The sequence below is a fragment of the Streptomyces sp. NBC_01460 genome, assembly GCF_036227405.1.
In the GTDB taxonomy this organism is placed as follows: Bacteria; Actinomycetota; Actinomycetes; order Streptomycetales; family Streptomycetaceae; genus Streptomyces.
In genome coordinates, this window is record NZ_CP109473.1 from 4,315,279 (window position 1) to 4,337,395 (window position 22,117).

Sequence of the window (22,117 nt, forward strand, 5' to 3'; positions counted from 1 at the left end):
GGGCGTTCCTCGCCGTACCCGCGCACGAAAGGCATTCCCATGCCCACGGAAGTCGCCCTGCTCGAATCCCCTGCCCTGCGCGTCGAGCAGATGGACCGCGTCGAAGCCCTCGACAAGGTCAAGAGCCTTGTCATGCTCCCCGACGGGATTCACCTTCGCACAGAGGAGGTGGCCCGCTATTTCGAAGTATCCACAGCCTCGGTCAGGAGACTGACCGACCGCCATCAGCAGGAGCTGTTCAGTAACGGGATGAAGGTGCTGCGCGGCGCTGAGCTGCGCTCCTTCCATAGCGACATGGTGTCGCTATGGAAGGGGGAGGCGCCTGGAAGTTATCCACAGGCTGCCACGCAGCTGCGCCTCCACACCCGGAGGACCGTGCTCAACATCGCGATGCTTCTTCGCGACAGCGACATCGCGCGCAGTGTCCGGACCCATCTGCTCGACGCCGAGGAGGACCTCAGGGCCTCCTACGTCTCGCTCGACCGGCGGGTCACCCGCATCGAGGGCTGCCTCGCCGGAGTGGGGAGCGCGCTGCAGGAGCTCGGCCCGGTGCTCGGCCGGATGTCGGAGCGGCTCGGCTCCCTCGACCGGAAGCTCGATGTCACCCACCAGGTCGTCGGCGCCATCAGCCTGCGGCTCACCGATGTCTCGCAGGACGTCATCCGGCTCGACGCCCGCATGGACGAACTCGGCCACCGGCTGAGGGAGCTGGGCCGCCGCGAGGGAGGCTGACGTCACAAGGCGCCGCCCCGGGGCCACGAACCGTGGTCCCGGGGCGGCGCCTTCCGGCTCACCGGGCCCGCCCTACGCGCGCGTGGCCGTCCGGAGCAGTTCCTCCAGCACGATCGCGATGCCGTCGTGCTCGTTCGACGCGGTGATCTCGTGGGCCACGGCCTTCAGGTCGTCGTGCGCGTTGGCCATGGCGACACCGTGCTGCGCCCAGCCGAACATGGGGATGTCGTTCGGCATGTCACCAAAGGCCAGCGTGTCCGCCGCCTTGAGCCCCAGGCGGCGGGCCGCCAGGGAGAGGCCGGTCGCCTTGCTCAGCCCCAGGGGCAGGATCTCCACGACACCCGGGCCCGCCATGACGACGTTCACCAGACTGCCGACGGCCTGCCGCGCGGCCTCGGCCAGGGCGTCGTCGTCGAGCTCCGGATGCTGGATGTAGACCTTGTTCAGCGGAGCGGTCCACATCTCGGCCGGGTCGTTCATGAAGACGGCCGGCAGAGGACCTTCCTGCACCTGGTATCCCGGCCCGACCAGCACCTCGCCCTCGAGCCCGTCACGGCTCGCCGCCAGGGCGAGCGGGCCGACCTCCGCCTCGATCTTGGACAGGGCCAGTCCCGCGAGCTGCCGGTCCAGGGTGAGGGAGGTCAGCAGCTTGTGCTCGCCCGCGTGGTAGACCTGCGCACCCTGGCCGCAGACCGCGAGGCCCTGGTAGCCCAGGTCGTCCAGGATGTGCCGGGTCCACGGGACCGCCCGCCCCGTGACGACGATGTGCGCCGCGCCGGCCGCGGTGACCGCGGCCAGCGCCTCCCGGGTGGGACCGGAGACGGTGTGGTCGTCGCGCAGCAGGGTGCCGTCGAGATCGGTCGCGACGAGCTTGTAGGGGAACGTCACTTGGAGACCGGCTCCAGAAGCTCGCGTCCGCCCAGGTACGGACGGAGGACCTCCGGCACCCGCACCGAGCCGTCGGGCAGCTGGTGGTTCTCCAGGATCGCCACGATCGTGCGCGGTACGGCGCAGAGCGTGCCGTTCAGCGTGGACAGCGGCTGGACCTTCTTCCCGTCGCGCATCCGGACCGAGAGCCGGCGCGCCTGGAACCCGTCACAGTTGGACGCGGAGGTCAGCTCGCGGTACTTGCCCTGGGTCGGGATCCACGCCTCGCAGTCGAACTTCCGCGAGGCCGAGGAGCCCAGGTCCCCGGTGGCGACGTCGATCACCTGGAACGGCAGCTCCAGGCCCGTGAGCCACTGCTTCTCCCAGGCCAGGAGCCTGCGGTGCTCGGCCTCGGCGTCCGCCGGGTCGACGTACGAGAACATCTCGACCTTGTCGAACTGGTGGACACGGAAGATGCCCCGGGTGTCCTTGCCGTACGTGCCCGCCTCGCGGCGGAAGCAGGGGGAGAACCCGGCGTACCGCAGCGGCAGCTTGTCGGCCTCGATGATCTCGTCCATGTGGTACGCCGCGAGGGGCACCTCGGACGTGCCGACGAGGTAGTAGTCGTCCTTCTCCAGGTGGTACACGTTCTCCGCGGCCTGGCCGAGGAATCCCGTGCCCTCCATGGCGCGCGGACGGACCAGCGCGGGGGTCAGCATGGGGACGAAACCGGCCTCGGTGGCCTGCGCGATCGCCGCGTTGACCAGGGCCAGCTCGAGCAGCGCGCCGACGCCGGTCAGGTAGTAGAAGCGCGATCCGGACACCTTGGCGCCGCGCTCCATGTCGATGGCACCCAGCGACTCGCCGAGCTCCAGGTGGTCCTTCGGCTCGAACCCCTCCGCGCCGAAGTCACGGATCGTGCCGTGCGTCTCCAGGACGACGAAGTCCTCCTCGCCGCCGACCGGCACGTCCTCGTGGACGATGTTGCCGAGCAGCAGCAGCAGGCGCTTGGCCTCGGCGTCGGCCTCGTCCTGCGCGACGTCGGCCGCCTTGACCTCGGCCTTCAGCTGGTCCGCCTTCTTGAGGAGCTCGGCGCGCTCCTCCGGGGTGGCCTTGGGGATCAGCTTCCCGAGCGACTTCTGCTCGGAGCGGAGTTCGTCGAAGCGGACGCCGGACGACCTGCGCAGCTCGTCGGCGGAGAGAAGGGCGTCGACGAGCGCGACGTCCTCTCCACGGGCGCGCTGGGAGGCGCGAACACGGTCGGGGTCCTCACGGAGCAGGCGAAGGTCAATCACCCCTCAAGGCTACCGGTGCGGGGATCCACCGCTCGAACCGATATCGGCGAGCGTGGCGCTTTGCCCGAATTGCCGGAATCGATAATCCTGATGGAATCGCGGGTGGAGCGGAGGGGGGGATCGTCGATAAACGGGTCCCATCACCCCGAAAGGGGGGGTAAGCGCTCCTGCCGCCCGACGCATCACCGGTGTATGCGCGCGGAGTTGGCGGCCACTCGATGCGCATGTTGTCCACAGGTGGTCGTTGATCCAATTAGTTATCCACAGGCTGTGAAGAAGGTCTGTGGATGTCGGAAGAGATCGTTCCGAAAGCGGCATCTCAGGGCATGGATTCGCCACTCAAACCTCATCCGTGCACTCATTCGGGTGGGTATTCCCTGCCTCAATGAGTTGATCAACGGAATTGAGGGACACGAGGGGAGCTGTGACCCTGTGGGGGATCCAGGGCTCCTGGGGCGATTTGTCGACCATGTCGGTGCGTGGTGTCGACTTGTCCCCAGGCGGAGAGTGCGCCCTGTGGATAACTCTGGTCACGCCTCGTCGCCCGAGAACCGGACCATTCCCGGGGGCCTTAAATCCGACAGTAGGACCGGACAAGGGGCCGACAGTCAGGACCGGCCCGGAATCGAAGGACTCGAAGGCCGGTCCCTGCCGCTGACGTCAGACCCGGCCGTCCTGGCTGCGGGCCAGCCAGTCGGACGCCTCGGTGAAGTCCGTGTCCGACGTCCCGATCCGCAGGGGGCTCGTCTCCTCGGGCGTCACCCCTGCCCGCGGGTACGAGCCGAGGAACCGCACGTTGGGGCAGATCCGCTTGAGCCCCATCAGCGCCTCGCCGACCCGGCGGTCCGCGATGTGACCCTCCGCGTCGACGGCGAAGCAGTAGTTCCCGATGCCCTCCCCGGTCGGCCGGGACTGGATCAGCATCAGGTTGACCCCGCGCACGGCGAACTCCTGGAGCAGCTCGAGGAGTGCGCCGGGGCGGTCGTCGCCGAGCCAGATGACCACGGAGGTCTTGTCGGCTCCCGTGGGGGCCGACGGCCTGGCGGGGCGCCCCACCAGCACGAAGCGCGTCTGGGCGTTCTCCGCGTCGTGGATCTCCGTCACCAGCGGCTCGAGGCCGTAGGTCGCCGCGGCGAACTCGCCGGCGAAGGCCGCGTCGTAGCGCCCTTCCTGGACCAGCCGGGCACCGTCCGCGTTCGAGGCGGCCGACTCCCACACCGCGCTGGGCAGGTGCTCCGCCATCCAGTTGCGGACCTGGGGCTGCGCGGCGGGGTGGGCGGTGACGGTCTTGACGTCCGACAGCTTCGTCCCGGGGCGCACCAGCAGCGCGAACGTGATGGAGAGCAGCACCTCGCGGTAGATCATCAGCGGAGCGCCCGTGGTCAGCTCGTCGAGGGTCGCGGTGATCCCGCCCTCCACGGAGTTCTCGATGGGGACGAGCGCCGCTGCGGCCTCTCCCTTGCGCACCGCGTCCAGAGCGGCCGGCACCGAGACCATCGGGACGAGTTCACGGGTGGCGGCTTCGGGGAGGGTACGGAGGGCCACCTCGGTGAAGGTGCCTTCGGGACCGAGATAGGCGTAGCGCGTGGCTGACATACGGTCACCCTAATGGGCTGCCGGAGGGAGCCGTGCGCCTCACGCCTCCAGCAGCCGCTGTCCCACGTACTCCCCTGACGCGGCGCCTCCGGGGACGGCGAAGAGGCCGCTCGCCTCGTGGCGGATGAACGGCGAGAGCGCGTCCCCGCGGTCGAGCTTGCGCTGGACCGGGATGAAGCCCCTGAAGGGATCGGCCTGCCAGCAGACGAAGAGCAGCCCCGCGTCCGGGGTGCCGTCGTCGGCGATGCCGTCGTGGTACGAGAACGGGCGGCGCAGCATCGCGGCGCCTCCGTTCTTCTCGGGGGAGGAGATCCGGGCGTGTGCGTTGGCGGGGATCAGCGGCTTGCCGTCCGGCCCCGCCTCGTCCAGGTCCATCGCGGTGTCCTCCGAGCCACCGCTGAGCGGGGCGCCGTCCGCCTTGCGCCGGCCGATGACCTGCTCCTGGCGCTCGACCGTGAGTTCTTCCCAGTCGTCCAGGAGCATCCTGATCCGCCGGACGACCGCGTAGGAGCCGCCCTCCATCCACGCGTACGCCGCCGAGTCCCCCGGCGGGACGAAGATCCGTTCCTGGAAGTCGCTCTCGCCCGGTTTCGGGTTGTTGGTGCCGTCGACCTGGCCCATCAGGTTGCGCGCGGTCATCGGCCGGTGCGTGGCGCCCGGGGTCCGGTTGAAGCCGTTCATCTGCCACCGGACCCGGGCCGCCGAACCGGCCTCCTTCTGGAGGGTGCGCAACGCGTGGAAGGCGACGAGCGCGTCGTCGGCACCGATCTGAACCCAGAGATCCCCGTCGGACCGTGCGGCATCGAGGTGGTCGGACGAGAACCTCGGCAACGGGTCCAGGGCGGGTGGCCGGTGGCCGGTCAGACCGGTGCGTGCGAAGAAGGTCCGCCCGAATCCGAAGGTGACGGTCAGGGAGGACGGCCCGGCGTCCAGGGCGATCCCGGTGTCGTGCCCCTGGCCGTTCTCCGCCGGCTCACCGGCCATCAGCCGGGCAGCGACGGCCGACCAGCGGCGCATCAGGGCGGCGGCTTCGGTGCGCCCCGACCCGGGCGTCAGGTCGAAGGCGACCAGGTGCCCCCGGGCTTGAAGCGGAGTGGTGATCCCCGCTTGATGTTTCCCGTGAAACATCGCCTCGGTCGAGCCGACCGTGGTCAGCGCGGACGGTGTTTCACCGCGGCTCGCGGCGTATCCGCCGGCCCCGCCTGCCGCGCCCAGGACGAGTCCTGCCGCACCCGCTGCTCCCGCGCCGCCGATCAGCCGCCGCCGGGAGACGAAGCCCGCGCCGCCGGCCCCTGATCCGTCGCGGCCGGCGGGAGTGGTGCCGTTCCCCTGGGGGGAGTCCTTCTTCTTGCTCACCCTGCTCAGCCGATCTTCACGTTCTTGTCGATGGTCGTCTGGTCGATGTCCGACGTCCGCACGGTCACGGCGACCGTCCAGTCGCCGGCCATCGGGATCTGCACGCCACTCGCCGTCCAGTGCCCCTCGGTGAGGTGGTCCGGGACGACCGGAAGCGGTCCGATGTCCTTGGACTCCAGGGTGAAGGCGAGCTTCACCTCGGGTACGTCCAGGGGGCGTTCGTCGGGCCCGTCGACCCAGAGGTGCACGCTGTTGGCGCCGGTTCCGCCGGGCGAGATGTCCAGGCGCACCGTCCCCTTCCCGTTCCGGCCGCCGGTGTCGAAGGGCAGGGTCAGATTCAGCTGCCCGCCGGTCACCGGCGCGGGAGCCGAGGTGGTGCTGCCGCGGGCGGCCTCCTCCTCGGTGCGGCCGGGTTCGGTGGATGTCAGGATCGTCGTCACGACGAGCAGCACCGCGGCGATGCCCGCCTCCACCAGCACGGAGCGGCGCAGTCCGGAGCGGTCCGGATCGGCGTCGCGGGCGCGCTTCTCCTTCGTCGCCGTCAGAGCGGCGCGCTGCCGGGAGAGCTGGGCGGCGCGTTCCGGGTCCACCGCCTCCTCGGGTGCGTCGGCCGACGCACCCGGTTCGACCGGGTCGGTCGTCTCCGTCGCTCCGGCCGTCTCCCCTGTTCCCGAGGACGCCATCGGAGCAGCGGTGGCGCAGGCCAGCCGCGCCGTCCACCGCCGTGATGTCCACGCGACCCCGACGAGTACGGCGACGAGCCCCACCTTGAGGAGCAGCAGCTGGCCGTACCGGGTGCCGGTCAGCGCGGACCACGAACCCACCTGACGCCAGGACGCGTAGAGCCCGGTGGAGGCGAGGACGAGCACACTGCCGAACGCCATCCGGGAGAACCGCCGTACCGCGGCGCTCGTGATGTCCGGCGTCCGGTACAGGGCGACCAGCAGCGCGGCGAGCCCGCCCAGCCAGCCGGCGACGGCGAGCAGATGGAGCACGTCGACGGGCATGGCGATACCCGGCTGGATACCCGTCGAGGCGTGCTCGGCCAGGGCCCAGGTGCCGGCGATCCCCGCGGCGATGACCGCCCCGCCCGTCGCGAGCCCGAAGGTGAGGTCCTTCTTCTCCTTCTCGTCCTCGCGCTTGGCGTACGCCCCGAAGAGGACGGCGATGAAGAGGGCGGAGGCGCCCAGGAGCAGGAGCCGGGAGACCAGCGCGGCCCCCGGCTTGGTGTCGAGGACGGCCTGCAGACCGTCGAGGTCGAAGGCGTCCGCGAGCTTTCCGGAGCCGGTGTACGGGCTGCGCAGGAGCAGCATGGCGAGCGTGGCCGCGGTCAGCGTGACCCAGCCGCGTACGACGAGGCGCTGCAGCGGCCGGGCACCGGCACCGCGCTGCCAGCAGGCGAGCACGAAGGCCGACCCGCCCGCGAGCAGGATGAATCCGGCGTAGGCGGCGTAGCGTGCGATGCCGTAGAGCGCGCCCACGAGGCCGCCGCCCGCGCTGTCCGAGGGCAGTGCGACGGTGGTCTCCGAGGGGGCGCCGACGGAGAAGGTGAAGGCTCCCGAGACCGGGTGGCTGTCCGCGGAGACCGCCTGCCAGGCCACGGTGTAGGTGCCGTCGGGGAGACCGCTGTGGAGCTGGACGCCGTACCGCACGGCGCCACCGGCCGTCAGGTCACGGGGAGCGCCGTCGTCGGCGCGCTTCCCGCTCGGGTCCAGGACCCGGATCGAGTCGTCGCTCATGGCGATCTGCTCGGAGAAGGTGAGCGTGACCTCTCCGGGCGCCGTGGCGACCACCGCCCCGTCCTGCGGGTCGCTCCCGGTGAGGGCGGCGTGCGCGGACGCGGGGCTCGCGCAGGCCAGCACCAGGCCGAACAGCAGGCTGATCAGCGCGGCGAGGTGCGCGACCGCGGCGTGCGGCCGTCGTATCAGGGAGGGCCCGGAGGGCGGGGCGGTGGCTGTCATGGGGTGTCAGTACCTCACTGCTTCTTCGGGTTGTAGGTGGTCTCCTTCACGGGGATGTCGACCGTGATGGGGTCGGCCTTCTCGAAGTGCAGTTCCACGGAGACCGTCTCCCCCCGCTTGGGCTGCTGCTTGAGACCCGTGAACATGATGTGGTTGCCGCCGCGTTCGAGGTCGAGCTCGCCACCGGCGGGCACCTCGAACGACGTGACCATGCGCATGGTCCGGTCCTTCGTCTCGTGGATGGAGACGTGGTCGGAGAGAGCGCTGGTCACCGAGGTGAGCCGGTCGGTGGCGTCGCCGCTGTTCTTCACGAGGAGGAAACCGGCCGCCATGTCGCTGACGGGCTGCGGCATGAACGCCCCCGTCACCTCCAGCCGCGGCACGCTGTCCGAGGAACACGCCGACAGCGCCAGCCCGGTGGTGAGGGCCAGGGCGCCGCCGACGACCGTGCGGCGGTTCACGGGGTCTCCCCCTTGACGAGTTCGGGGAGGTCCTCGGTGTAGTCCTCGGCCGTGGTGTCCTCGCTGTAGAGCACGTACCCCTTGTCGGTTTTCGGGGAGAACGCGATGACCTGGGCGCCGTGCATCGAGACGACCGTGCCGTCCTTCTCCTTCTTCGGAGGGTCGATGCCGATGCCGATCTGCCGTGCTCCCGCCTGGATGGTCGGGAAGTCGCCGGTCAGGCCGGTGAAGTCGGGATCCTGGGCGCCGAGCCAGCTGCCCAGGGACGCCGGGGTGTCCCGCTCGGGGTCCGTCGTGACGAAGACGACCTGGAGCTTCTCCTGGTCGGCCTTGGGCAGGGCCCGCTTGGCCACGGCGATGTTGCTCATGGTGAGCGGGCACACGTCGGGGCAGTTGGTGTAGCCGAAGTAGATGAGCGTCGGCTTGCCCTTGGTCTTCTCGCGCAGGTCGTACGTCTTGCCGTGCGTGTCGGTGAGAACGAGGTCCGGTTTGGTGAAGGGCTGGTCGAGCACGGTGGCGGGCTTGGACTCGGTCCCGGAGGAGACCTCGGCGACGGAATCGTCCGCCGGGTCCCCTCCGCTGCCGCATGCCGACAGGGTCAGTGCGGCCACGGCGGCGAACGCCGCGGCCAGCACCGTCTTCTTGCTGTGCATGGAGAGCTGATTCCTGATCTGTGAATACGGGTGGTGGAGCCGGTGGGATCAGGCGCTGCGGCGCCGGCCGGCGAGCACGCCGAACCCGACTCCCGCGATGCCGACGACGATGCCGACGATGCCCAGGACGCGGGCGGTGCCGTCACTGTTCGACGAGGACGCGTCGTCCGAGGACGCCGTCGTCTCCTTCGCCTTCTCCGTGTCGCCGCTCTTGTCGTCCGCGGCCGCGCCGTGGGTGTCCGCGGCCGGGGCCGTCAGGGCGAGGACGGGAGCCGGGCTCTCGGGCTCTTCGCCGCCCTCGGTGGGCTCCTCGATCCAGCGGACGACCTCCTTGTTGCTGTACGTCTGGAGCGCCTTGAAGACCAGCTGGTCGGCGTCCTCGGGAAGCTGCCCGACCGAGAGCGGGAACTGCTGGAAGAAGCCGGGCTCGATCCCCTTGCCGTCCGCGGTCCAGGTGACCTTGGAGACGGCCTCGTTGATCTTCTTCCCGTGCACGTCGAGCGGTTCGGCCAGCTTGCTCTTGGTGACCTCGATCTTCCAGCCGGCCACCGGCTGCGGGCTGACGGACGCCAGCGGGTGGTCGGTCGGGAAGTTCACCTCGAGCTTCACGGTGGAGGCGTCGTCGCGCTCGTTGGGGACCTTGAAGTTGACGGTGGCGTACCCGCCCTTGGCGGCCTCGCCCTGCGGCTGCACGCTGACGTGCGCGGAGGCCGTACCGGCGAGCAGCAGGACGGTGGACGCGGCGACGCCGCCGACGAGGGCGATACGGGAAACGTTCATGGCAGGGATCACTCCACAGGTCACGAGGGAAAGGTGGTCCGGCGCGCGCGGGCGCGACGGCATCACGACCACCTCGTCACCGGAGACCGGGCGGAGGGGGTCGCGTCAGGCTGCGCGTACGTATACGGGCGGAGGCCCGCGCCTGATCACCATGTGCTGCAGAGGGTCCCCGGTGGCGGGCGCGACGGAGTCGCCGGCGCCGGGGAGGATGCGCGGCCCGGTCGTGGGCTGCCCCGGCAGGCCCGTACGCAGGGCGCGTACGAGGGCCATGGCCGCCCGCAGCGCGCGCAGCCTGGCCCCGGCCGCGAGCTGCCGGCCGCCCTGCGCCGACAGCCGGGCGAGCCGGAAGAGGGCGATCTCCCCGCGGCGCAGCAGCCAGCCGGTGGCCAGCGCGGCGAGCAGGTGCCCAAGGAACATGGGCAGGCTGGGCAGGCCGGCGAGGACCGTGGCGAGGACCGACGGGTCGGCGGCGTCCGCTCCGGGTGCCAGGTGCGTGTGCCCCTGGGCCACGGTCGCCGGGTCCAGGCCCGCGGTGGTGACGATGCGATGGGCCTCACCCGCGGTCAGCCCCGCCGGTCCTTCGCCGCACACCAGACCGGCGGCGAAACGGATCAGGGAGTCGTCCCCGGACCCGGTCGCGGCGGCCGCCGTGTGCCGGCCGAAGCCGAAGAGGACGTGCAGGGCGAGCTGGCCTGCGGTGAGGGCGGCGGTGATGGAGAGAAGGGTCCTCTCCCGTCCGGCGAGCGCCGCGGTGATGACGAAGACCCCCGCGAAACCCACCGGCAGGGTCCACCCGGACACACCCATGCCTGAGGCGAGGCCATGCCCGGCGGCTGCGAGCACGACACAGACCGCGGTGAACACCGCGGTCCTCAAAAGCCGCATACCGGCTCCGGCGCGTGCGACAGGCATAGACATGGCGGGGTCATCATCCCACTGGCCCCCCGGTCTCCGTACGCCAGGTCCGGAAGGTCGGCATCCGTCCCCATCGGGGAGTGATCAGGGCGTGTTGCACCTGTTCATGGGTGCTGGGGAGCCCTCGTCCCGGCCGGACATACACCGGCGAACGGAGTGTCGGGATCCGCCGAATGAGCGCTGTCACAGCGTTTCCGTGCTTACGAGGCGCTTATCGCGGCAATACGTAACGGTATGTCGAGCCGCAGCCAGGAGGCTGGAGCATGAGCATGTGGTGGTCACTCCATTTGCGGCGCGAAGCTGCGAGCGTTCCGCTCGCCCGTCGTTTTCTGCTGGGCACCATGGAGACCGCGGGGGTGGATCCGGACATCTCCTACGACCTCTCCGTCGCACTCAGCGAAGCCTGTGCGAACGCCGTCGAACACGGCGGTGAACGACGTGACGCCGGTGGGTCCCCAGGCGCGGGACCTCTCCCCGCAGGTGATGAGCGGCTCGGGCACGCCTGCGGGCAGTACCGGGTCACCGCTTATCTGGACGGTGAGAAATGCCGTATCGAAGTAGCCGACTCCGGGCCGGGTTTCCCCACCCGGCGCACGCTTCGCACCGTCGCACCGTCATCCGCCGGGTGCCCGCCGGATCCGCAGGCGCCCACCGGTCAGCCGGCGGGCGACCCTTCGCACGCGCGCACCGCGACGCACCCTCCGGCCACGTCGGAGAGCGGCCGCGGACTCTGCCTGATCGAGGAGCTCGCCGATCATGTCCACTTCGGCAACCGGCCGGGGAGCGGCGCGGTGGTCAGCTTCGACAAGATCCTGAAATGGCGGGAGGGCGCGCTGCTCATGGTGTCCTGAGCAGCGCGCCCTCCGGCGCTCGGGGCGCGGTCCTCCGCGCCGGCCGTGTCAGCCCTTGAGCCCGGCCATCCACGCCTCGACCTCGTCGGCCCGGCGCGGCAGCGCGGCCGACAGGTTCCGGTTGCCGTCCTCGGTCACGAGGATGTCGTCCTCGATCCGCACGCCGATGCCCCGGTACTCCTCGGGCACGGTCAGGTCGTCGGCCTGGAAGTACAGTCCGGGCTCGACGGTGAGGCAGACCCCGGGCTCCAGGGTGCCGTTCACGTACGACTCGGTGCGCGCGGCGGCGCAGTCGTGGACGTCCATACCGAGCATGTGCCCGGTGCCGTGCAGCGTCCAGCGGCGCTGGAGGCCCAGCTCCAGAACCTTCTCCACGGACAGGTCGCCCAGCAGGCCCCACTCGACCAGCTTCTCGGCGAGGACCCGCTGCGCGGCGTCGTGGAAGTCCCGGAAGGCGGCGCCGGGCTTCACGGCCGCGATGCCGGCCTCCTGGGCCTCGTAGACGGCGTCGTAGATCTTGCGCTGCAGCGGCGAGAACGTGCCGTTGATGGGCAGCGTCCGCGTCACGTCGGCGGTGTAGAGCTCGGTGGTCTCCACCCCCGCGTCGAGCAGCAGGAGCTCGCCGGAGCGGACCGCGCCGTCGTTGCGGACCCAGTGCAGCGTGGTGGCGTGCGGGCCGGCCGCGCAGATCGAGCCGTAGCCGATGTCGTTGCCGTCGACGCGGGCCCGCAGGAAGAACGTGCCCTCGATGTAGCGCTCGCTGGTGGCCTCGGCCCTGTCGAGGACCTTCACGACGTCCTCGAAGCCGCGTGCCGTGGCGTCGCAGGCCCTCTGCAGTTCGGCGACCTCGAAGGCGTCCTTGACCAGCCGGGCCTCGGAGAGGAAGACGCGCAGCTCCTCGTCGCGCTCGGCGGTGACCTTGTCGGTGAGGGCGGTCTCGATGCCCGCGTCGTGCCCGCGGACCGTGCGCACCGGGCCGGTGGCCTCGGCCAGCGCCGCCGGGAGCTCGCGGACGTCCTTCGCCGGGATACCGAGCAGCTGCTCGGCCTCGGTCAGGGAGTTGCGGCGGCCGACCCAGAGCTCGCCCTGGCCGTCGAGCCAGAACTCGCCGTTCTCGCGGTCGGAGCGGGGCACTAGGTAGACCGTCGCCTCGTGTCCGCCGTCCACCGGCTCCAGCACCAGGACGCTGTCCTGGGTCAGGTCGCCGGTGAGGTAGGCGTACTCGGTGGAGGCGCGGAAGGCGTACTCGGTGTCGTTGGAGCGGGTCTTCAGGTTGCCCGCGGGAACGACGAGCCGCTCGCCGGGGAAGCGCGCGGACAGCGCGGCGCGACGGGCGGCGGTGTACGAGGCCTGGGCGATCGGCTCCAGGCCGTGCAGCTCGGTGTCGGCCCAGCCGGACTTCATGTTCTCGGCGAGCTCATCGGAAATGCCCGGGTACAGGCCGTTCTTCCGCTGCTTGATCGGCTCTGTCTCCGCTGTTTCCGGGGTCTCCGGGGCGAGCTCCTCAGACACGTTATGTCCTCCTTGTACGACACTGGGCCGCTCCATCGTACGGGCGTGCGGAAGGGGGCCCCAGTGCCGGAAGGCCTCCGGTCCGTCACGGCGATCCTCAGCCGCCTCGGTCGCCCCAGCCGCCCCGGTCGCCTCGGTCGCCTCAGTCGAAGCGCGCGGCCAGCAGGACGACGTCCTCGGTGGAGCTGCTTCCGTCCGGGCCGTCGGGCAGGAGGCAACGCAGGATGTGGTCCGCGACCGCCCCGGGGTCCTGGCGCAGGACCTTCGGTACACCGGCCGCCGCCGCGTGCAGCCGTGCGAACGCGCGGTCCATGGTGTCGCCGGTGCTGCGGAGCAGCGCGTCGGTGTAGAAGAGCACCGTCTCGCCGGGGCGGGGCGTGAACTCCACGCTCGGCGCCTCCCAGCAGGAGAGCATGCCCAGGGGCGCGGAAAGGGTCGTCTCCACGAATTCGGTGCGCCGGTCGCCGGTCACCAGGGGAGGCGTGTGCCCGGCGCCCGCCAGCACGATCGTGCGCCGGTCGGGTTCGCAGTAGGCGTAGAGGGCGGTCGCCACACGGGCCGGTTCGGTCAGGCGCAGCAGCAGTTCGAGGTCGGAGAGCACGGCGACGGGGTCCTCGCCCTCCATCACGGCGTACGCGCGCAGGCCGGCGCGGAGCCGGCCCATGGCGGCCAGGGCGGTCGGCCCGGAGCCTCCGACCGATCCGACCGACAGGCCGAGCGCGTCGTCCGGGAGGGGCAGCGCGTCGTACCAGTCGCCTCCGCCCTCGGGCGCGGCCCGGTGGCGCGCGGCCAGACGTACGCCGGGGATCCGGGGCAGCCTGCTGGGGAGGAGCTCCTCGGCGATGACGGCGGCGTCGGCCCTGGCGCGTTCCAGCTCGAGCAGCCGGCCCAGATGTTCGCCGGCGTAGCGGGCGTACACCCCGACGAGATGGCACTGGCGTTCCAGCGGCTCGGCCGGTTCGTCGTACAGCCAGACGGCCGCGCCGAGCCGGCCGGCGGTCCCGGTCGAGAGGGGCTGTGTGTAACTGGCGGCGTACCCGAGCTGTGCGGCGACCTCGCGGCAGCGGGGGTCGAGGCCGGCGTCGCCGAGGATGTCGGGGCCGGCCAGGGGGGTGTCGGTGTCCGGCAGGCCGTCGAGGAAGCGACCGTGGGCGGTCGCGCTGCGTGGCACCGTCTCGATGTGTCCCAGTTCGGCGTGGGCGAGTCCGAGCCCGATCGTGCGGGAGGGCCCACCGCCGTCGGCGGGCGCGAGGACGAGGAGCCCCCGGCCGGCGCCCACGAGGGCGGCTCCGGCGCTCAGGACTTCATGGAGGGCGCTGTCCAGGGTGCTGGTGCCGGTCAGCCGTTCGGTCAGTTCGTGCAGGGTGGTGAGGTCGGAGACCCAGCCGGCCAGCCGGTCCTGGAGGAAGGCTCCCGGTGCGGACAGAGCACCTTCCGTGGGCGCGACAGTGTGCGTTGAAACGGGAACCATGGGATCGATTCCAGCCACTTTCGGAAGGTGGGGTGCGCTCATGGCAGGCAGCTTTCCGACCAGTGCGTTGTGTCGAACAGCATCGCAAACCCCCATGTCGTGCTGCGTCGCTATCGGCTCAGCCACATGTACACGCACCCACATGTACACGCAGAAGTAAGCTGATGTCCAGCATTGTCCTTACGGTATTTATGGCGCCGTGAGATGGTTAACTTGGCCGGAAAATGCACCCCCGGGCGGCATTTTGAGGTCGACTGGGTGCGCTCGACAGGGGGCGCCCTCGGGGTGAAATGCCGGAGGGAGCGTCATTCCGGGCATGCTGGGTACGTAATCGTGGATGGCCAGGGGCAGTTGCGACCGCCCCGGAACCCGACAGCGAGCCCGGGCGTCCTCACTGGTGACGGCCGCCCGCCCACCGCCCGAGTGGCGGGGTTGCACCAGGGGCGGCACGTGCGGTGCGTACGCCGACCGCGCGATGTATTGACTGGACTCGGCTCGGCTCCACCCGGTTCGACTCGGCTCAGCTCCATTCTGTTCGGTTCCACTCTGCTCGGCTCGGCTCACGCTCGGCACCGACTACTCGTCCGTACCGCAGACCCGATGAGCGAGCACGCACAGCGAAGAGACGCACACGTGGTGTAACGAACACGTGGTGTGATGTGGACCTCGGCGTTCAACGGAAAGGAACGAGCGCTCATGCGCGAGATCCTCGGAAGGCGACGCAGGCACCGGCCCCGGCGCAAGGGAAGTTCCGCCCAGCTCGACGCGGTGCTGACCTGTGCCACAGCCTGGAAGTGGCCCGTGCTCCCCGGAGCAGGGCTGGCGACGGGAGCCGTACGCGGCGAACGCGGCCGCGGCTGCGCCTGTCCCGACCCCGAGTGCGCCGTACCCGGCGCACATCCCTTCGATCCCGGTCTCCTCGCGGCGACCACCGACGCACGCATGGTGCGCTGGTGGTGGACCAACCGGCCCACCGCGCCCGTCCTCCTCGCCACGGGCGGCCCGGCGCCCTGCGCGCTGAGCCTGCCGGCCGTGGCGGGAGCCCGGGCGCTGACCGCGCTCGACGTCATGGGGCTGCGGCTCGGTCCCGTGGTGGCGACCCCCACCAGGTGGTCGCTGCTGGTCGCCCCGTACACCCTGGAGCGGCTCGGCGAACTGCTGCACGCCAAGGACTGGGTGCCGAGCTCCCTGCGCTTCCACGGGGAGGGCGGCTACCTCGTCCTGCCTCCCTCCGAGGTGGGTACGGGACAGGTGCGCTGGGAGCGCGCACCGGAGGCCGGGAACGCCGTGCCGTGGCTCCCGGACGTCGAATCGGTCCTGGACGCACTCGTCGAGGCGAGCAACGGGGCTCCGGACGGCGGCAGCCGGCTCGCCTACTGAGCGGGTACGGCGGTGTGGTGACGCGGGAACGGCGGGCGGCTCACTCGTTCAGGGGGTGGGGCCGCCCGGTTTCCGCGTGATCGGGCGGGCGGCGTGCCCGGACAGGCGCAATTCCCGCCGGTAAAGGCCGGTGGGCGCAGGCTTTCTGACGGCCCTTCCCACGGATTGCTGGAGCGGAGCACGCGGTGCCGTCCGTGTAAATGTTCCCAGGTGCCGTGCGGCATTCCAGGTGACCGGCAGACATCGTGGATTTTCTGTCCGAAAGCGAACGCCCGACAGGCCCGGCGGCCGGGGCGCGCGCCGCTCCGGCGCGCATCGGGCGCCGGAGTCGTGTGCAGGAGCTGCCGGAGCGGGGCCCGTGGCGGGGCGGGCGCAGGACAGCTGAAGGCGGGACGGTGGCCTCACGGTCGCCGCAGGTGGCCGAGGAGCTCTGCGCTCCGGCGTGCGCCCGGGCCTTCCGGCCCCGGAAACGAGGACGTCCGGCCGCTGGCGACGGGGGATGCACCAGCGACCGGACTTCCAGAACCGTAACAAGAGATCTGCCGTGAGCAAATTCGATCTCGTCTATTCGGACAGCTATTTACCGACGAGTACGGGGAGTTGTGACGGGTGTCACTGCGGCGCCCCGGCTCTCGTCACTGTCAGCTGAGCGTCACCTGGCGGTTGGTGAGCCCTCCGCGCGCCCGGCGCTCCTCGGCCGTGAGCGGAGCGTCGGAGGCGAGGGCTTCGGCGAGCCGCTCCGCGAACTGCGCCGCGGGCTTCTCGCACTCCTCGGCCCCCATCGCGCTCGGCAGGTCCCAGACCGGGACCATCAGCCCGTGGGCACGGAACGAGCCCACCAGGCGGGTCCCCTCGCCGAGCGAGGAGGCGCCCGCCGCGTGCAGCCGGGCGAGGGCGTCGAGGAGCTGCTCCTCGGGTTGCGGCATGACCCAGCGCAGGTGGTTCTTCTCCGGCGTCTCGCACCAGTAGGCGGCGTCCACGCCGGAGAGCCGGGTGGTGGGGATGGCGGCCGCGTTGGCGCGCTCCAGGGAGGCGGACACCTCCGCCGTGGCGTTCTCCGCGTCCGGGACCCAGAATTCGAAGCCGGAGTGCACGACCGGCTCGAACGCGGCGGCGGGGTCGAGGAGGTCCTGCAGGCGCGGGCCGTCGGCGGGCACCCGGCGGGCGGTCACCGGCGAGCCGGGCTCCGCCTCCAGCGCACGCTGCAGGGTGTCCGCGAGGTCACGGCTGAGGTCGCCGGACGAGGTGTCGTTCTGGAGGGCGAGCAGGACCGAACCGTCGTCACGGCGCAGCGCCGGCCACGCCATCGGCAGCACGGTCGCGAGCGACACGGAGGGCACGCCCTCGGGGAGCCCGTCCCTCAGGGTCAGCTCGACGGTGGCGGCGGGGACCAGCTCGCGCAGGGCGATCCAGTCGCACTCGCCCGGGATTCCCTCGAAGGGGCGCTGGACCAGCTCGGTCACCGCGTGAGCGGCGGCGCGTCCGTGACAGGCCTTGTAACGGCGGCCCGAACCGCACGGGCAGGGCTCGCGGGCCCCTACGACCGGGATTTCACCGTCCTTGAGCTGCGGCTTCCCGGCCTTGGACTGAGGGCGCTTCTTGGCCATGGTGGGCGTTCTCCCGATTGCGACAGTGCGGTCTCGGGCGCGAGCCTAGCCGTCCCTGTCATCGCCGGGGCACACCTGCCGCGCACCTCCCGCGGCCCGCTCCGTCGTACCGCTCTCAGCCCGCGTCGTCGAAGGCGTCGAGCGCGGCGGCGAGCTCCAGTCCGTCGAGGGAGCCGAAACCGCTCAGTCCGCCCAGCCCGTCCAGTCCGCTCAGTTTGGACCGTTCGCGGGGTGCGGGAATCCCCCGGCCCGGGGACGCCGTCGCGAATCCGCTGTGCCTCTGGTCCGTGGAGACCAGGGCCCAGACGGTGACCTCACCGGCCGTGTCGTCCCGTACGCCCCATTTCCGGGCGAGGGCGCTGATGATGTTGAGTCCGCGCCCGCCGCGCGCGGTGACCGACGGTGTGGCCGGGACCGGCCTGGTCGGCCCGCCGCCGTCCGTGACCTCGACGGTCAGATCGCCTTCCCTGTCCACGCGCCACGCGGCGCGGATGTCGCCGTCACCCACCTCTGCCTGCTGCCCCAGCGGCCTGCCGTGCCGGCAGGCGTTACTGAGAAGTTCGGAAAGGATCAGAACTGCGTCGTCGACCACGGTGTCCGAGACCCCGTTGCTGCGCAGTTGCTCGCGCATACGGTGCCTCGCCTGCCCCACGCCCGCAGGGCCATGGGGTACAGCCATGCTCGACGACGTCGGCACTTCTTGTGCCACCACAAACGCCACCCCCGAGACCTCCTTTGCCCCACGCCACGGATTGGATGCCCTCCTGGACTGCGCCGGAAACCGGCCAAAGCCCTGTCAGTGATGCACTCGTAACGATCGATTGCGGAGTGAATGCGCCGGTGCACCCCTTGTAACTGATGTTAAGAACGGCCAAGTTGTGAAAGAACCTGTTTCGGCCGGTTCGTGATGATTGCTTCCACTCCGAGGCGCACGCAGAGCTCGACGTCCTCCGGCTCGTTCACGGTCCACACGTGCACCCGGTGGCCCGCCCGGTGCAGCCGCTCGATGTACCCGGGGTGATTGCGTACGATCCGCATCCCCGGACCCGCGATGCGGGCTCCGGCGGGGAGCCGCCCGTCGCGCAGCCGCGGTGAGACGAACTGCATCAGGAAGACGGTGGGCAGGGTGGGCGCGGCGGCCCGGACGCGGTAGAGGGAGCGCGCGGAGAAGCTCATGACGCGTACCGGCGACGGCCCGTCCGCGGGCGGGGCGTCCAGGCCGAACCGCTTGAGCAGATGGAGCAGCCGCTCCTCGACCTGTCCGGCCCAGCGTGTGGGGTGCTTGGTCTCGATGGCCAGCTGGAGCGGCCTGCCGCCCGCCCGTACGTCGTGGGCGAGCTCGAGGAGGCGCTCCAGGGTGAGTACGGAGGTGAGCTCGCCCGGCACCGGGTCCCAGTCGGGGGACTCCTCGTGGTCCTTGTGGTCCTTCCAGGACCCGAAGTCGAGGGCGGCCAGGTCGGCGAGTTCCAGGGCGGAGACGGCACCTCTGCCGTTCGACGTCCGGTTCACCCTGCGGTCGTGCACACAGACGAGCTGCCCGTCCGCGGTGAGGCGAACATCGCACTCCAGGGCGTCGGCCCCGTCCTCGATGGCCTTCCGGTACGCGGCCAGGGTGTGCTCGGGGGCGTCGTCCGAGGCCCCGCGGTGGGCGATGACCTGGATGGGAGGCTGTCCGGAGGGTAGGCGTGCGTGGGTCACCGCGACATCGTGTCACCGAGACGCGTCGGGTGCTGACATCTTGTCGTGTAGGACCTTTTTGCCTGATGTAAAGATTGGTGTGCGGATGCACAGGTCCTGCTTACAGTGGCCTGACGTGCTGTGGGAAAAGCTGACTGCAGACACGTGCACAGCGGATCTCTTGCCGAATGCCGAGTGGAACCGAGGAGTAAAGAGCTGTGAGCACCGAGAACGAGGGCAACGAGGGCACCGCGGTTCCGTCCGTACCGTCCGTACCTCCTGTGCCGGCTGCCGCTCCTGAGGGCACCCCGCAGGGGGGCCCGCCCGCGCCGGAGGCCCCGCCCGCCGTACCCGCGGACGCGCCGACGGCCCAGGTTCCTGCCGCGACGTACCAGGAGGGCGCCGAGCCGTCCGCCGCCAGGCACGAGCAGTACCCGTACGCGCCGCCGTCTCCGCAGCAGCCCCCGGCCGACTCGGCCGCCTGGCCGCCGCCCCCGCCCGCCGTCCCCTCGTACGCCGACGGCGGCGGCCCCCCGGCCTGGGGTGCCCCGGCGCCCTCCGGGCCCGAGCAGCCGCGCAAGCGGCGCGCGAGCGGACTGGTCGCCGCCGTGGCGGTGGCCGCCCTGGTCGCCGGCGGCGTCGGCGGAGCCCTCGGCTACTGGGCCGCGGACAGCAACGCCTCCAGCTCCTCCGGGTCGACCACCGTCGCCGCCTCCAACAGCCCCAAGGACTTCAAGCGCGAGGCGGGCACGGTCGCGGGCGTCGCGGCGAGCGCGCTGCCCAGCGTCGTCACGATCGACGCGAAGTCCGGCGACGGCGAGGGCGGCACGGGCACCGGCTTCGTGTACGACAAGGAGGGCCACATCCTCACGAACAACCACGTGGTGGCCTCCGCCGCGGACAGCGGCCAGCTGACCGCGACGTTCTCCAACGGCAAGAAGTACGACGCCGAGGTGGTCGGCCGGGCGCAGGGCTACGACGTGGCCGTGCTGAAGCTGAAGAACGCCCCGGACGGACTGACCCCGCTGGCCCTGGGCGACTCGGACAAGGTCGCGGTGGGCGATTCGACCATCGCGATCGGTGCGCCCTTCGGTCTCTCCAACACGGTCACCACGGGCATCATCAGCGCGAAGGACCGGCCGGTCGCCTCCGGCGACGGGTCCAGCAACAAGAACTCGTACATGAGCGCCCTGCAGACCGACGCCTCGATCAACCCGGGCAACTCGGGCGGCCCGCTCCTGGACGCGGGCGGCGCGGTCATCGGCATCAACTCCGCCATCCAGTCCACCAGCGGTGGCGGCGTAGGCCAGTCCCAGGCAGGCTCGATCGGCCTCGGATTCGCCATCCCCGTCAACCAGGCGAAGAACGTCGCCGAGCAGCTGATCAAGACGGGACAGCCCGTCTACCCGGTGATCGGCGCGACGGTGACGATGGAGGAGAAGACCGGCGGCGCCGTCATCTCGGACGAGGGCGCGGGCGGCACCCCCGCCGTCACACCGAACGGCCCAGCGGCCGAGGCCGGCCTGAAGGCCGGTGACGTGATCACCAAGTTCAACGACACGACGGTCGAGAGCGGACCGACGCTGATCGGCGAGATCTGGACCCACAAGCCGGGCGACAAGGTGACGCTCACCTACAAGCGCGACGGCAGGACGGCGACGGCCGAACTCACCCTGGGCGAGCGCAAGGGCGACAGCTGACCGGCTAGGCTGTTCCACGCATCGCGCCGGCCCGGCCACCGGGCCCGGCGACGACGCGGGGTGGGTTGCCCGAGCGGCCTAAGGGAACGGTCTTGAAAACCGTCGTGGCGCGAGTCACCGTGGGTTCAAATCCCACACCCACCGCAGGCGAGAGGCCCCCGACCAGTACGTATGGTCGGGGGCCTCTGCCATGCCCGCTCCCCGCCGGGCACCGCTGTTCCCCCTGGTTTCCCGCTCTGTCGGGCACGGGCACCCGTCTGATGTGCGGGAGTCTTGGCGGCCCGCTGATGACCGAAAGGTTGCACCGGTGGGCCGTGCCGCACGGTCGGCTGCCTCCTGTTCGGGGCATTGGCATGGGTCGATAGGGTCGTGGCCATGGGGGATGGGGAGACTCGCAAGTGCGTTTGGTGCGAGAAGCAATTCACGCGGCGTTCGCTGTGGCGGGCGAAGCGCTACTGCAAGCGGTGGCACCAATGCGTGCACTACGGCGCGATACTGGTGGGCTCCTTGTTCTCCTGAGCGATCAGGTAGTGCACTGACCGGCGGAGTAAGCGCAGAGCATGCCAGCCGGCTCCCGTCCCGCCCGTGAGGCACGTAGCGGATGACACCGTCGTGGCGCGAGTCACCGTGGGTTCACATCCCACACCCACCGCAGGTGAACGGCCCCTGACCAGAACGTCGGTCAGGGGCCGTGGTGCTGCGCACCGTCCTCGGGTCACCGTCGTTTCCCGGTGGTCCCCGCTCCATCGGGCACGTGTGCGGCTGAGTGCGGGGAAGTCGGCAACCAGCGGCCCCGGGAGTGTCAGTGGTGGCTGGCAGACTCCGTCGGCATGAGTGATCAGGTGCGCTTGAGAGACGTCGAACCGGTCGATCTGGAGGAGTTCTTCGCGCAGGAGCACGATCCTGAGGCCGTGCGACGGTCGAAGTTCCCGCCCCGGGAACGGGAAGCCTTCATGACTCACTGGACGACAAGGGTTCTTGGGGATCCCGCCAACTTCGTGCAGGCCATCACCGTCGACGGGGAGCTGGCGGGCAACGTGGTGGCGTGGTGGGACGAGGGGCGGCGCTTCATCGGGTACTGGCTCGGCAGGCGGTACTGGGGCCGGGGGATCGGCACGCGGGCGCTGGCGCTGTTCCTGGAGCGGGAAGAGGCCCGTCCCCTGCACGCCGATCCCTTCGTCGGGAACACCGGCTCGGTGCGGCTGCTGGAGAAGCACGGCTTCCGGCGTACCGAGACGGTCCGGTACGGCGAGCACGAGCACATCATGCTGGTGCTCGACGACAACCCCGCCTGAACCCACCG

At 70.8% G+C, this 22,117-nt stretch carries 19 protein-coding genes and 1 tRNA gene; 6 read left to right on the forward strand and 14 right to left on the reverse strand.

What is annotated here, in order from left to right; genetic code table 11:
• The first annotated feature begins 39 nt into the window (after window positions 1-39).
• Window positions 40-732 (forward strand): hypothetical protein, encoded by a 693-nt coding sequence (locus tag OG488_RS19175; RefSeq protein WP_329230851.1) that lies wholly within the window; start codon window positions 40-42, stop codon window positions 730-732.
• A 72-nt stretch (window positions 733-804) separates the two neighbouring features.
• Here OG488_RS19175 and OG488_RS19180 read toward each other — a convergent pair whose 3' ends face one another.
• From OG488_RS19180 to OG488_RS19220, 9 genes are all read right to left on the reverse strand, one after another.
• The gene (locus tag OG488_RS19180) at window positions 805-1,620 is read right to left on the reverse strand and encodes an HAD family hydrolase (RefSeq protein ID WP_329230854.1); all 816 of its coding nucleotides are present in this window, start codon (window positions 1,618-1,620) and stop codon (window positions 805-807) included.
• On the reverse strand, window positions 1,617-2,894 hold the full coding sequence (serS, locus tag OG488_RS19185) for a serine--tRNA ligase (protein WP_329230856.1): 1,278 nt from the start codon (window positions 2,892-2,894) through the stop codon (window positions 1,617-1,619). Before serS ends, OG488_RS19180 begins: the two co-directional genes overlap by 4 nt.
• Before the next feature lie 660 nt (window positions 2,895-3,554).
• Complete coding sequence (pheA, locus tag OG488_RS19190) at window positions 3,555-4,490, reverse strand: prephenate dehydratase (RefSeq protein WP_329230858.1); 936 nt, start codon at window positions 4,488-4,490, stop codon at window positions 3,555-3,557.
• 39 nt (window positions 4,491-4,529) lie between these two features.
• Window positions 4,530-5,846, reverse strand: coding sequence for an iron uptake transporter deferrochelatase/peroxidase subunit (gene efeB / locus OG488_RS19195; protein ID WP_329230860.1), 1,317 nt, complete (start codon window positions 5,844-5,846; stop codon window positions 4,530-4,532).
• A gap of 5 nt (window positions 5,847-5,851) precedes the next feature.
• Window positions 5,852-7,807, reverse strand: a complete 1,956-nt coding sequence (locus OG488_RS19200; protein WP_329230861.1) for a copper resistance CopC/CopD family protein — start codon at window positions 7,805-7,807, stop codon at window positions 5,852-5,854.
• A 14-nt stretch (window positions 7,808-7,821) separates the two neighbouring features.
• Window positions 7,822-8,268, reverse strand: a complete 447-nt coding sequence (locus OG488_RS19205) for a copper chaperone PCu(A)C (RefSeq protein WP_329230862.1) — start codon at window positions 8,266-8,268, stop codon at window positions 7,822-7,824.
• On the reverse strand, window positions 8,265-8,921 hold the full coding sequence (locus OG488_RS19210) for an SCO family protein (RefSeq protein ID WP_329230864.1): 657 nt from the start codon (window positions 8,919-8,921) through the stop codon (window positions 8,265-8,267). The genes OG488_RS19205 and OG488_RS19210 overlap by 4 nt, the downstream gene beginning before the upstream one ends.
• Window positions 8,922-8,969: 48 nt before the next feature.
• Window positions 8,970-9,701 (reverse strand): YcnI family copper-binding membrane protein, encoded by a 732-nt coding sequence (locus OG488_RS19215; RefSeq protein WP_329230866.1) that lies wholly within the window; start codon window positions 9,699-9,701, stop codon window positions 8,970-8,972.
• A gap of 105 nt (window positions 9,702-9,806) precedes the next feature.
• Complete coding sequence (locus tag OG488_RS19220) at window positions 9,807-10,619, reverse strand: hypothetical protein (protein ID WP_329230868.1); 813 nt, start codon at window positions 10,617-10,619, stop codon at window positions 9,807-9,809.
• A gap of 260 nt (window positions 10,620-10,879) precedes the next feature.
• Here OG488_RS19220 and OG488_RS19225 point away from each other — a divergent pair, with 260 nt between their 5' ends.
• Window positions 10,880-11,467 carry an ATP-binding protein gene (locus OG488_RS19225; protein WP_329230869.1) on the forward strand — a complete coding sequence of 196 codons (588 nt, stop codon included), beginning with the start codon at window positions 10,880-10,882 and terminating at the stop codon, window positions 11,465-11,467.
• 48 nt (window positions 11,468-11,515) lie between these two features.
• On the opposite strand, the gene OG488_RS19230 is transcribed toward OG488_RS19225, so the two are convergent.
• Window positions 11,516-12,979 carry an aminopeptidase P family protein gene (locus OG488_RS19230; RefSeq protein WP_329230871.1) on the reverse strand — a complete coding sequence of 488 codons (1,464 nt, stop codon included), beginning with the start codon at window positions 12,977-12,979 and terminating at the stop codon, window positions 11,516-11,518.
• A 142-nt stretch (window positions 12,980-13,121) separates the two neighbouring features.
• The gene (locus tag OG488_RS19235; protein WP_329230872.1) at window positions 13,122-14,546 is read right to left on the reverse strand and encodes a PP2C family protein-serine/threonine phosphatase; all 1,425 of its coding nucleotides are present in this window, start codon (window positions 14,544-14,546) and stop codon (window positions 13,122-13,124) included.
• 600 nt (window positions 14,547-15,146) lie between these two features.
• Here OG488_RS19235 and OG488_RS19240 point away from each other — a divergent pair.
• Window positions 15,147-15,830 (forward strand): bifunctional DNA primase/polymerase, encoded by a 684-nt coding sequence (locus OG488_RS19240; RefSeq protein ID WP_329230874.1) that lies wholly within the window; start codon window positions 15,147-15,149, stop codon window positions 15,828-15,830.
• Window positions 15,831-16,471: 641 nt separating this feature from the next.
• On the opposite strand, the gene OG488_RS19245 is transcribed toward OG488_RS19240, so the two are convergent.
• The 3 genes from OG488_RS19245 to OG488_RS19255 all read right to left on the reverse strand — a co-directional run bounded on the left by OG488_RS19245 (window position 16,472) and on the right by OG488_RS19255 (window position 19,135).
• A complete protein-coding gene (locus OG488_RS19245; RefSeq protein WP_329230876.1) occupies window positions 16,472-17,437 on the reverse strand; it encodes a DUF5926 family protein in 966 nt (321 codons plus the stop codon).
• Between the two features lie 115 nt (window positions 17,438-17,552).
• Window positions 17,553-18,158 (reverse strand): ATP-binding protein, encoded by a 606-nt coding sequence (locus OG488_RS19250; RefSeq protein ID WP_329230877.1) that lies wholly within the window; start codon window positions 18,156-18,158, stop codon window positions 17,553-17,555.
• A gap of 140 nt (window positions 18,159-18,298) precedes the next feature.
• Window positions 18,299-19,135, reverse strand: a complete 837-nt coding sequence (locus OG488_RS19255; RefSeq protein WP_329230879.1) for a glycerophosphodiester phosphodiesterase — start codon at window positions 19,133-19,135, stop codon at window positions 18,299-18,301.
• Between the two features lie 197 nt (window positions 19,136-19,332).
• On the opposite strand from OG488_RS19255, the gene OG488_RS19260 reads away from it, so the two are divergent.
• From OG488_RS19260 to OG488_RS19270, 3 genes are all read left to right on the forward strand, one after another.
• Window positions 19,333-20,814: a S1C family serine protease gene (locus tag OG488_RS19260; protein ID WP_329230881.1), complete on the forward strand. Its 1,482-nt coding sequence runs from the start codon at window positions 19,333-19,335 to the stop codon at window positions 20,812-20,814.
• A 59-nt stretch (window positions 20,815-20,873) separates the two neighbouring features.
• Window positions 20,874-20,958 (forward strand) — tRNA-Ser (locus OG488_RS19265).
• A 686-nt stretch (window positions 20,959-21,644) separates the two neighbouring features.
• Window positions 21,645-22,109 carry a GNAT family N-acetyltransferase gene (locus tag OG488_RS19270; protein WP_329230883.1) on the forward strand — a complete coding sequence of 155 codons (465 nt, stop codon included), beginning with the start codon at window positions 21,645-21,647 and terminating at the stop codon, window positions 22,107-22,109.
• Window positions 22,110-22,117 lie beyond the last annotated feature (8 nt).